6 protein-coding genes are annotated in these 9,637 nt (G+C 70.4%); 2 read left to right on the top strand and 4 right to left on the bottom strand.

Annotated features, from left to right (window positions below):
- Positions 1-22 precede the first annotated feature (22 nt).
- Both D7W79_RS32560 and D7W79_RS32555 read left to right on the top strand, forming a co-directional pair.
- Positions 23-1,276, top strand: coding sequence for a hypothetical protein (locus D7W79_RS32560; protein WP_120529258.1), 1,254 nt, complete (start codon positions 23-25; stop codon positions 1,274-1,276).
- A gap of 68 nt (positions 1,277-1,344) precedes the next feature.
- The gene (locus D7W79_RS32555) at positions 1,345-2,940 is read left to right on the top strand and encodes a sensor histidine kinase (RefSeq protein WP_244222094.1); all 1,596 of its coding nucleotides are present in this window, start codon (positions 1,345-1,347) and stop codon (positions 2,938-2,940) included.
- A 7-nt stretch (positions 2,941-2,947) separates the two neighbouring features.
- Here the strand turns inward: D7W79_RS32555 and D7W79_RS32550 are convergent, their stop codons facing one another.
- From D7W79_RS32550 to D7W79_RS32535, 4 genes are read right to left on the bottom strand one after another with little or no spacing between them, the layout of a single operon-like run.
- Positions 2,948-5,236 carry a carboxypeptidase-like regulatory domain-containing protein gene (locus D7W79_RS32550; protein WP_120529257.1) on the bottom strand — a complete coding sequence of 763 codons (2,289 nt, stop codon included), beginning with the start codon at positions 5,234-5,236 and terminating at the stop codon, positions 2,948-2,950.
- Between the two features lie 35 nt (positions 5,237-5,271).
- Positions 5,272-7,533, bottom strand: coding sequence for a hypothetical protein (locus tag D7W79_RS32545; RefSeq protein WP_147442156.1), 2,262 nt, complete (start codon positions 7,531-7,533; stop codon positions 5,272-5,274).
- Positions 7,534-7,575: 42 nt separating this feature from the next.
- Positions 7,576-8,388, bottom strand: a complete 813-nt coding sequence (locus D7W79_RS32540) for a TIGR02452 family protein (protein ID WP_120529255.1) — start codon at positions 8,386-8,388, stop codon at positions 7,576-7,578.
- Positions 8,389-8,392: 4 nt separating this feature from the next.
- The gene (locus tag D7W79_RS32535; RefSeq protein WP_120529254.1) at positions 8,393-9,217 is read right to left on the bottom strand and encodes a hypothetical protein; all 825 of its coding nucleotides are present in this window, start codon (positions 9,215-9,217) and stop codon (positions 8,393-8,395) included.
- Positions 9,218-9,637 lie beyond the last annotated feature (420 nt).

Genomic DNA, 9,637 nt, shown 5'->3' with positions numbered 1-9,637 from the left:
CCCCCCACCCCGGACCTCCACCGTGGCGACTCCTCTTCGCACCGACGTGCGTCGTTCCTCCTTCGCGCTCCTGGGCGCGCTCCTCCTCCTGACCTCCGCCTCCGCCCGAGCGCAGTCCGCGCCCACGCCGCTGGAGGACAACCGCACCATCACGCTGGGCTACATCGCCATCGCGTATGAGCTGGGCGGCATCATCGACCCCACGCTGCAACCCGGTGGCACCAGCAGCGCGCGTCCCAACTGGTTCACCTTCGCGCCGCACGCGTCCCAGGCCGGCGGCAAGGGCATGTACAGCGCGGCGCTCGCGCGGCACTTCATCGACACCGCGCGGCTGCAGCCCTCGCTGTCGCTGACGAACGCGCTGGACCGGCTGGGGCTGAGCGGCGTGGTGCGGCTGCGGCTGCAGGACCTGTCCCTCCAGCTCATCGCGCAGGGCCTGACCACGGACGCGGCCGCGGCCCTCAGCGTGCTGACGAGCTCGCTCAACGTCGCGGCGCTCGCGGACACGCGCACCCTGCTGGCCACCGCGTCGCGCATGGGCGCGCTGTACTGGAGCGCTCCGGGCGTGGCGCCGCTCGACAAGGTGGAGTCCATCGTCATCACGCTGGAGCGCACGCTCCACGAGGGCAACCTCGCCATCTTCAACGACATCGGCGGTTCGGCGCGCCTGTACCTGGACTGGCGCGCGGCGGCCACGGGGACCATCACGCCCGCGCGCGTGCTCACCGAGTTCACGCTGGTGGACGCCCTCAACGCGGAGGCGCAGCAGGCGTATGCATGGGCCATCGCGCACGCGGAGGACTCGCCGCGCCCCACCCGCATGGACCTGCTCTTCCCCGGCATGCACTGGAAGAGCCTGCTCATCGCCGCGTTCGCCCTCTACGAAGACGCCCGGCTGGCGCCCACACCCGCGCGCCGCGACGCGCTCATCGCCATGGGCACCAACTTCGTCGCCTGGCGCGAACAGCGGGATCAGGCCCAGCCCGTCTTCACGCCCGCGGGGTCGCCCACCGACGAGGTGTCCCGCGCGGGCGTGCTCCAGGCGCTGACGCCATTCCTGATGACGGACTTCGGCACGGTGCGCTGGACCTACGCGGACTACGCCTACGCCCAGCCGGACCGCGACGGAAACCCGCTCACCTCCCCTCCCTGCGAGTACAGCTGGGCGGATTTCTGGGATCGTTGGAATGGCATCCTTTTCGCGTTCGACCAGGCCTACGCGCGCCCCACGGAGCTGTGGGTCATGCCTGAACCCCTCACGGATCCGCTGGGCTGACAGACGGCCTGGATCCTCCCCGCGCTCGCTTGACGGGCGCGGGGGCCGTGCGGGAGCGTGCACCTCCGATGAGTCCTTTGCCCGGTGGTCCGTTCGAGCCTGTCCGCCATGCCTCCAAGGACGACCCGTCCTCGCCGGACGCGGCCTCCGGGCGCATGCCGAAGGACACCCACCTGCCCCCGCTTCCGGCCGACGAGGCCAGCATGTCCGCGCAGACCCGCCTGCAGGTCCTGCGGGAGATGATGGCCGAGGCGTTCCTGGCGCTCGACGCGCAGGGAACCATCCATGAGCTCAACCACCGCGCCGCGTCCCTGCTGGGCCTGCCGTATGGCACCTGCGAGGGCATGACGCCGTGGGCGGCGCAGCCGATGCTGGCCGGCACGACGCTGCACGAGCGGCTGCTGGACGCGCTCGGTACGCGCGAGCCCGCGCGGTTCCTGTCGGAGCTGCCGTCGGGCGTCTGGCTGGAGCTGTCCGTGCGGCCGGTGGGCGGGGAGATGTGGGTGCTGGCCACGGACATCACCCGCCGTCAGCGCGCGGAGAACGAGGTCGCGCGCACCGAGGAGCGCTTCCGCCAGCTGGGCGAGCGGTTCCAGGTGGCGCTGGAGTCCGCGCAGATGGCCGTGTGGGAGACGAACCTCGTCACCGGGCAGGTATTCCGCTCGGAGGGGCATGACCGGCTCTACGGCTACCCGCAGCCCCTGGCGGAGTGGACGCACGAGCAGTTCCTGGCGTCGCTGCACCCGGACGACCGGCCGGCGGTGGAAGCGCAGGTGGCGGCCATCTTCCACAACGACGTGCTGTCGTATTCCTCCACCTTCCGCACGCACTGGCCGGACGGCTCGTGGCACTGGCTCATCAGCCGGTCGCGCGTCATCCGCGACGCGAACGGCAAGGTGATGGTGGTGCGCGGGGCCATCCTGGACATCACCGCGCTGAAGGAGACGGAGGAGGCGCTGCAGGAGGCGGTGCGCACGCGCGACGACTTCCTGTCGGTGGCGAGCCACGAGCTGCGCACGCCGCTCACGTCGCTGCGCCTCCAGGTGGACCTGCTGCGCCGCATGTCCGAGAGCAAGGGCGACGAGCCCGTGGGCTCCGACAAGGTCACGGTGCGGCTGGACGCGGCGGACCGGCAGCTCAAGCGGCTGGCGGCGCTGCTGGACAACCTGCTGGACGTGAGCCGCATCCGCACGGGCAAGCTGGACTTCGAGCTGGCGAGCGGCGACCTGGCGCCGGTGGTGCACGACCTGGTGGCGCGCTTCGAGGACGAGGCGAAGCAGGCCGGGGTGGCGCTGGACGCGCGCGTGGAGGGGCCGGCGCCGTGCCGGTTCGACAAGCTCCGGATGGAGCAGGTGGTGAGCAACCTCATCGCCAATGCGCTGCGCTACGGCCAGGGCTCGCCGGTGCACGTGGCGCTGCGCCAGCAGGACGGCCAGCTGCGGCTGACGGTGCGGGACGGAGGTCCGGGAGTCCCCGCCGCCGAGCGCGAGCGCATCTTCCAGCGCTTCGCCCAGGTCCAGGGCTCCGCGCGCACGGGAGGCCTGGGGCTGGGGCTCTACATCGTGCGGCAGATACTGGAAGCGCACGGCGGCCGCGTCTGGGTGGAGGACGCGCCCGGTGGTGGCGCGGCGTTCGTGGTGACGCTGCCGGTGGACGGGGCGTAGGCGGGCTTCAGCGCGGGAGGAACGTCCCCCCGCGGTAGGCGGGGCGCTCCAGCGTGACGGTGTGCACCTGCGCGTCCTGCAGGACCACGGTCATGCGCGCGATGGAGTCCCCACCGTCCACCTCGTCCCGGACGAAGACCGTATAGGTCCACAGGGGCAGGTGCCCGAAGCTGAAGCGCGCGGCGGCCATGAAGGACGGCATCCCCTCGCCTGGGTCCCATGAGTCGTAGCCCGGCTCCGCGTCCAGGCCCTCCCGGATGAGCGCGTCCAGCGCCTCGCCTGAGCCAGGCAGGGGCACGTCCCCCGGCACGATGAACGCCGACACGAACTCACGCGAAGCCTCGACGTGCACGCGCACCGTGCCCGGCCCCTGCCGTGCTTCGATGTCCAGGGTCGGATGCGAGCCCGGGCCCGGACGGATCCGCCGCGGCGAGAAGGACACCGGGGGCGGATGCCACGTGGACACGTTCAGGGGACGCGCCACGGCGTGCACGAAGCATTCGCGGTCGCCCGGCACCTGGATCGAGTAGCGGCCCGCGACGTCGGTTCCGGACTCCGCCTCGAAGCCGCCTTCACAGCGGACCTTCAGGCCCACGCCCGCCAGGGGAACCTTCGCGCCATCCGTCACGGTGCCTTGGAGCTCGGCATCGGCCACGAGCCGCAACTTCACCGAATCCTCCCCGGGGCGGAGCAGCTGGAGCACCGTTCCCTGTCCCTTCGCGCGCACGCGGAGGACCTGGGCCCGGGAGGCCACGTGCTCGAACTCGAAGCGCCCGTCCTCATCGGTATCGGTCTTTCGCGGACCATGCCTGCCGCGAACCTCCAGGTCGAACACCTCGAGGAGCTCGACCTCCTGCCTCGCCACGTTCGTCCAGCCGTCGGCCGCGACGAGGCGCCCCCGGACGGTGCGGCCCACCTCCAGGAGGACATCCGGGACGGTCACCGTTTCCTCCAGGCGTCCTTCGGCGCGAACCAGCGCGGGAGCGAAGCCGTGGACATTCCCGATGACCCATTGGGAGCGGCCTGACGCGTAAACGTACTGGGTGTACTCGCCGCGGGGATTCGCCACGCCGTAACCGTCGAGTTCGAAGAACCAGGCGGGCAGTCCATCCGGACGGAGGACGCGTCCCTTCAAGATGCCAAAGCCGGAGGAGAACACCCACGGCGCATCCGCCTCCGAGGGCGGGTGGGCTTGCCGCTCCACACCCGGCATGGAGTCGGTCACCGACCAGGTCAGCCTGGAGGGAGCCTGGAAGACGAAGGGAATGGCGAAGGAGCCATCGGCCTCCGTGCGGGCCATGCACCTGCCGCTCATGCCCACGCCACCGGTCCCGCCCATCCAGGCCGTCACCATGCCATGGGCGAGCGGTCGCCCCTTCAAGTCCACGGCGCGGCCCCGCCACGGGCCTCCCTGTGGAACATCCTCGAAGCTCACCGTCGCGTCCGTCCGCGTGCCCGGAAGGACCTGACTGTCGATGGTGCGCCACCACTCACAGCCTGGCATCGGTTCGTACCGCCCCGTGATGCGGTAGAGCTCGGCGGGGAGTTTCTCGAAGAGGGCGGCGTCCGGGCTTTCCCTCTTGAGGAACGGGAGGTCGCGGAGTTCACCCATCCCCTCGATGGAAACCGAGCGTCCTGGCAACGGCCTTCCCTGCGGATCCAGCGCCCGGACCTGGAGCGAGCCGAGCCCCCCCATCATCACCCCAAGCTCCGGTTGCGGTGCTCGACGCCGCAGGAGGACGGGGCTCCAGCCGTCCTTCTCGGCGCGAAGCTGAAGCCACCCGTCTCCCGCGGGCACACCGTCGAACCGGAAGCGCCCCTGCGCGTCACTCTCGGTCCCAGGCAGTGGCTCCAGGATGTCCTCGATGGGAAGGGTTTCGAGGTGGAATCGGACGCCTTCAATGGGCTGCCCTTTCATGTCGACGACGCGGCCCTCGAAGGGAACCGCGCGGGCCATGGACAGGTCCCAACGGGCCTCCGTGTCGAAGGCGATTCTCACGTCCGTGCGAAGCACGCTCACGAAGCCAGGGGCCTCCGCCTGGGCGACGTACCCACCCGGCATGAGGCGGAGCTGGACCGTCCCGTTCACATCCGTGATGCCCGACCTGGAGACCCTGGAGCCGCGATCCGCGCGCCGTGCCCGCAGCGTCACCCCGGGAATCGGTTGTCCAAGTGCATCGACGGCCCGGACGGTCAGCGTCCTCTCCTCCATCGGCCACCGCGTCTTCACCACCGGCCGCGGCGCCTCCGCGCACGCGAGCACCACGACAACGAGCCCCACCCAGCTCCATCGCATGCCCCGCAGGTTAGCAGGGCATGGCGCGGCCTCCGTCAGCGAACGAGGTGCACGCCACCCTCTTCAGGGCGCTTCGTCTCGAAGCGGTGGACACCGGGCGCCGTGAGGTTCACGGGGTAGCGGAGCGCGATTGCCATGGGGCCTTCGAGCACGAACACCGTGTAGCGCCCCAGGGGCAGGTGGCTGAACCGGGGTTCATGCCAGGAGCGGTGGTTCCAGTCCGCGTCCTTGCGCTCCGGCCTTTGCTCGGCGGGGCCTGGATCCGGTTCGACCGCGGATCTCATCAACGCACGCATGGCGTCCATCGTCGGCGGCATCGGGACGTCTCCCGGGACGAGCAGGACCCGGTGCCATTCATCCCTTTCTGGGAACAGCACCTGCACGGAAGCGGGCCCCGTGCGCGGGCGAAGATCCACCCGGACCGTTTCTCCCGGACGGCCGCTGCTGAAGCGCTGGGGCCAGAAGACGCGCAGCGGCGGCGAGGGCCAACCGGATGGGCCGCCACTGCTGTAGACGCTCAAGAAGCACTCGCGCCCTGGGACGACGCGGATGCGGTAGCGGCCTTCCGCATCGGTGACGGGCAGCTGGTCGGGATAGACCTCGCAATCGGCCATCAAGCGAGTGCCTGGCAACGGGCGCCCTGCCTCATCCGACACCGTCCCCACCAGGCTGGCTGCCGGAGCGAGCGGCACCGTCACCTCCTCCTCATCCGTGCCCAGGGGGTGCAACGCCGTTCCGTCCGCTTCGGTCTCTGCTTCAAGAAACACCGGCTCTCGCGCCACGTCCTCCAGCACGAAGCGGCCATCCGCCTCCACGATCAAGAAGGACTGGAGCCACGCGAACGTCGACTCCCGTCCCGGCGCTGGCAGCACGACCACCCTGCCCTTCGACAAGGCAGGCTGCCCGTCCTTCCGCACGAGCCTGACGCGCACGGTGCGGCCCGCCCCCAGGGTCACGTCCGGCAGAACAGTCCGCTCCGCTTCGGGCTCCACCCACCTGCGCGTGCTCGCCAGCCCTTTCGCCGCGAAGTCCAGCCAGTCGGGCCAGGGGCCCTCCAACGTGTACCGGAAGCGCCCTTCCGGATCCTCGTAGTCCTTCCCGTTCACCATGAAGCGGCTCAGCGGCTTCCCCTCTGGCCCGAGCACACGCCCCTCGACGAAGTAGTCGGAACTGCGATCCACCGACACTCCTTCCGCATCCGGACCGATCTCGACCTTCGCATCCCAACTGGGGCTCTCGACCCGCACGGGCCCCCGAGTCAGATGCTCCAACGTGAAGCGCCCATCTGCGTCGGTCTTGCCGGAGTTCCAGCTCGCGAAGGCATCCTTCTTCGCATCACCCGAGGAGGCGCGCAGCCACACGTCCGCCAGGGGCTGTCCGCCGGCGCCAACCACCCGGCCCCGGAGCGGTGCGCGCGCCGGCACGTTGTCGAAGCGGAGCGCCAGCTCGCGGGTCTGCCCCGCCACGACCTCGACGTCCGAGGACACGGTCCACTCCGCGTGCTCGCCCACCCGATGCGTGAACGTCACCCGGTAGCGTCCCGCCTCCAGGCCCCGATACACCCGAGCGTCCTTCACCTTCTCGTCGATCCAGGCCCCCTCCTTGGCCACGGGATCGAGTGCCTTGACCTTCACCTCTGACGCGCTCACCGGCCGTCCATCCGGAGCGAAGGCCGTCACCCGCAGCGTGCCCTGCTCGCGCATGACCAGCGGCAGCTCCGCCGGCCGCGCGTCGAACACCCAGCGCTCGTCGCTGTAGCCCCTGCGCCGCGCCAGCAACACGCCCGGGCCGGGCCCCATGCCTTCGAAGCGGAAGGTGCCATCCGGATTCCCGACGAGGTCCAGCCGGGGCGCCGTCGTGTCCGCCGGAATCCACGAGAGCGACACGGCCCGGAGGGGCTGACCCGCGCCGTCCACCACGCGCCCGGAGACCGGCGCGGCGGGACGCAGCGTCATCGTCACCGCCGCCGGATGCTCGCGCCCGAGCCGCACGTCCGGATCCACGAAGGTCTGGTAGCCGGAAGCCTCGGCGGTGAAGACGTACCAGCCGGAGGGCACCGTCAACGCGGCCTGTCCACGGGCGTCCGTCGTTCCCCAGAACACCTCGGGAGGATCCGCCATGGCCTGACGGATCCGGAACGGGATGCCAGCAAGAGGCTGTCCCCCCGCGTCCTTCGCCTGCACCGTGAGCACCGCGCTCGCGGCCTCGGTGCGCGCCACTTCGGGCACCGGTCCCTGCTTCGACGTGCCCGCGCACGCGAGCATCCCCACCACGAGCCCCAGCTGGCGCCATCTCATGTGCCCGACGCTAGCAAGCGCGCGAGCACACAGGACAGCCCCTCAGCCGAAGCGTGCGCGGAAGGTGCTCAGGTTCGGCCCCTTCCCACCGCGCTCGTACACCGCGAACACCACGCGGCTGAACGCGCCCGCCATCGTGGACAGACCTCGCGCGAAGGCCTCCGCCGCGTCGTGCGGGTTGTTGCGGAACGCACCGCAGCCCCAGGCCCCCAGGATGAGCGTGCGGTGCCCGTGGTGCGCCGCCACCCGCAACACCTTGAGCGCACGCGCGAACAGCACGTCCCGCAGCTGCTGCGCGACCTCCGGGTCCCCCGCCGGCAGCTGCCTCGCGTTGGGCGCGGGCGCCGTGAGCAGCGACACGGCGAAGGGCCGCTCCAGGAGGTCGTGGTGCTCGTTGCGGAAGAACGGCACGTCCGGCGAATAGATGAAGTGATCCGTGTACAGCGGCGAGCGCAGCTTGCGGTTCACGTCGTAGTACTCCGGCCACTTCAGCAGGCACGGGTACAGCGCCGAACACCGCGCCAGGTCCTCCTCCTGCGCCTTCGCGCCCGTGAGGAAGCCGCCACCCGGGTTCACCGCCGACGCGAAGTTGAGCGCCAGCACCCGCCGCTCCCCCTCCTGCTCCACCAAGCGGCGCGCGGCGTCACCCGTCTTCTCCGGCGTCACCTCGATGGTGAAGCCCGGCACCGGCGCGGGCCTGGTGAGGTGTTCGAAGTCCCCGGGGCGCACCAGCACCGTGCCCTGGACCGCGCGCTCCACCGCGTCGCGAAGGGACACCTCCCTCCCGGAGAGCGGCACGTAGCTGCCCTGATCCAGGATGCGAAGGGTCTCGTCCGCGACGCGGTTCAGAGACATGGCGTCACTCGCAGCCGATGCGCTCGGGCGCCACCGCGAGGTCGTCGATCCACGTCTCCGACGCGGAGTCGCCCTTCGGGTGCACGAAGCCGTAGCCCACCCCGAAGCTGGTGAACGGCCGGATGCCCACGTTCGGGAAGTCGAAGGCCTGCTTCCCATCCACCCACACCAGCGCGTGGCCCGTGGTGGCGGAGGTGTCGGCGCGCTCCACGCCCCACTCGATGCACGTCCACTTGTTGGGCGACACCGTCACCGTCGTGTTGTCCTGGAGGTTCCAGCCCGTGCCCTTGATGCCGCTCCAGTCATCCAGCGCGAACGCGCCGTTGTGCATCCCCTGGAGCTCGATGCCGCCGAAGTCGTTGTCCTTCGGCGAGAAGAGGATGAAGTACGTCCCCATCACGCCCTCCGGCGAGGCCCGGCTCAGGTACACGTACGCGCGCGTGTAGAGCTTCGTGCCGAACGCCGGCATGTCCTTGCGCAGGTGCGCGATGGCCTGCTGGTCCCCCGCGCCCGTGTCCTCGTTGTAGCCCGGGTCCGTCTTCACGTGCACCGCGCCGCTGCCGGAGCGGGTGCGCGTGTTATCGATGGTGATGGTGGCGTGGTGGTCCTCGTCCGGCGTCCGCCAGCCGTTCTGACCCTTGTCGAAGTTCTCGCAGAAGATGGCGGAGGCCGGGCACTGACCGTTGCCCGTGCTGGTGCCACCGTCGGTGCCCGCGTCCGTACCGGTGCCCGAGTCCGGGGTGTTGTCCGTCTTGTCGTCGCCGCAAGCGGACAGCGCGCCCACCGCGAGGGAAGCCATCATCAACGCCAGTGCCGAAGTCGAACGCATGAGTCCTTCCAGGAAGAGGCGTCGCGCCCTCGCGCTCCTGCCGCGGGGACGGGACGTGTCGCAGTCCTAACACGGCCCCCCGTCCACCTTGGAATGGGGCCTGCCAGACCCCGGCGACCCAAGGCAGGCGGGCAACCGCGAGGCCCGCCATGGCGACAGGCCCCGAGGGACCATACGGATGTCGTCCAGCAATGGATGCGCGCGCGGCGCGATCACAAGTGCTCACTGGCAGCGCACGACCCCGCCCGGCAGGTGCGCGTTGCCGTTCCGGCCCGTACTGCTTTCCATGTGAAGCGCCAGCGGCACTGTCTCATATACACATCTCCGAGCCCACGAGACATGCGCAGACCTCGTATGCCGTCTTCTGCTTGAAAAAAACAGAGCCGCCGCCAAACCCACGAACCCCGCCACAAGCTGAGC

The organism is Corallococcus exercitus (genome assembly GCF_003611585.1).
In the GTDB taxonomy this organism is placed as follows: domain Bacteria; phylum Myxococcota; class Myxococcia; order Myxococcales; family Myxococcaceae; genus Corallococcus; species Corallococcus exercitus.
This window is presented reverse-complemented; position numbering and strand designations above follow the sequence as displayed.